We start from the raw sequence: 1,634 nt of genomic DNA, 5'->3' as shown, positions 1-1,634 counted from the left end.
TCTCGGCAACGGAATCTTTCTCGATCAAGGTAAAACTTATCGACCAGCCCTGAACACTTTCTCCCACTGCTGAGACTTCACCGCTGAAAATCCCTTCCCGCATATTGATCGCTTCTGCCGTGCTGTTGGCGATGCGGTATTTCGTTTGCTTGCCTTTTTTATCTTCACTTTCGGCGAGTTGAAAAATCAGTTTTAGCCATTCGGGGTTGCGGAAGGGTATGCGGCCAGTAATATGAAGCTCCTTGGATTTCACCCCTTTTTCGCTTTTTTTGGTGCTGGAAGATTGCCCGCTCATATCTTGCGTTTCCCGAATGACTTTTGCGGTTGCCAAAAAATTTTGCAAAAAAATCGGTTTACCGTTTAAAGCCAGTTGGACGCTTGGGAATGATTGTTGTTTGATTTCTTCTTCAATCGGGACTTTTTTGTTCGGTTCAACTGCGGTTGCCATTTAACATACCTCTTAAATTGGATAAATCTTTACCGATGAAACAAACGGTGGCGGTGAAAACATTGTTTGCAGACGGCACGTTCTTTTGTAAATTTAATGCGATCACATCAAGCACCCCCCGATCTTGAAACGCATAAACTTGTGCCGAAGTATGTAAAATCCGTTCGATTTTCTGCTTATTTTCAGCTTGTCTGCGGGCTTTTTGTTGAATTAACTCATCAATCACTGCAAACGGATCGCCACTCGCCACATTAGCAACTAAAGAACCACGCATTATCCCTTGTAAATCCCGCCCGCTTTGCGGCGTAATATCGTTTTCTTGCCCAAATGCGGGACTTGCAATTTGGGGTGTTTTTACCATTTTGGTCTCTGCCAATTTCTGATGTGCTTTGGCGTAATCGTAGGCTTGTTTGAAAGCCGGCTCCGGCAGCAAGATCATCACATTTTCCATTTGAGCAATAAATTGCTCAATATTTGCCGCCGTTACCATAATGACTACGACATCAAGCTCACCGCTGGGACGGTTGGGATCGGCATAATCGGTCATCTTGGCGATAAATGCCTTGTTTGCATTTTCCGGTGATAAATATCGGCCCGATTTGGTTTCCAAGCCGTGCGACCAGTTATGCACGCCGATTTTTAGCCCTGTTAGGCTTACATCAAAGGGCGATTGCTCGCCCCGTAAATTTGCCTCTAATGCTTCTCTTGCCTGTGGGCTGTGTTGTAATGTTTGTTGTTGCCACATTATTTGACAATCTCCGCCAACTGATTCGGGCTAAAACGCCAGCCTTGGTCGCTGTTGCGGAGGGCGTTGAAGCACCATTCGGAACAGAAAAACTTATCCCGTTTTTGTTTGAACCCTAATACCACGCCGATGGCACCCCATAGGTCGTAGCGTTTGCCTTTGGTTCGTTCAAAATAAGCTTTGATTTGGCTCTCGGTGATGCCCTCTAACGCAATTAATTCCCACGTCAAGCGGTCGGCTACGTTGATAACCTTGCAACGCACGCCGTTATCCCGTGGGCTTGCCGAGTAGCAGTCGTAGCTGATAACGGGGTAATGCTCGCCGCTTCGGAATTGGTGGCGTTCAATCGCAATTTCGCAATGGCTGTATTTGCCTTTGGTGAAAAAGCGGACAAGCCTGTCCACCCAATCGCCCTTGTCTTTGTAGAGGGCGAGATAGCAT

At 46.6% G+C, this 1,634-nt stretch carries 3 protein-coding genes; all 3 read right to left on the bottom strand.

Annotated features, from left to right (window positions below):
* The coding region (locus RO21_RS03165; protein ID WP_047976352.1) for a baseplate complex protein at positions 1-448 on the bottom strand (448 nt) is incomplete at its 3' end.
* On the bottom strand, positions 432-1,193 hold the full coding sequence (locus RO21_RS03160) for a hypothetical protein (RefSeq protein WP_047976351.1): 762 nt from the start codon (positions 1,191-1,193) through the stop codon (positions 432-434). The genes RO21_RS03165 and RO21_RS03160, both read right to left, overlap by 17 nt.
* A partial coding sequence (locus tag RO21_RS13095; RefSeq protein WP_047976350.1) for a hypothetical protein occupies positions 1,193-1,634 on the bottom strand: 442 nt, incomplete at its 5' end. The genes RO21_RS03160 and RO21_RS13095, both read right to left, overlap by 1 nt.

Origin of the sequence: Muribacter muris (assembly GCF_001038205.1) — a bacterium.
In the GTDB taxonomy this organism is placed as follows: domain Bacteria; phylum Pseudomonadota; class Gammaproteobacteria; order Enterobacterales; family Pasteurellaceae; genus Muribacter; species Muribacter muris.
Note: the sequence above shows the minus strand (reverse complement) of the source record. Positions and strands in the feature narration are given on the sequence as shown.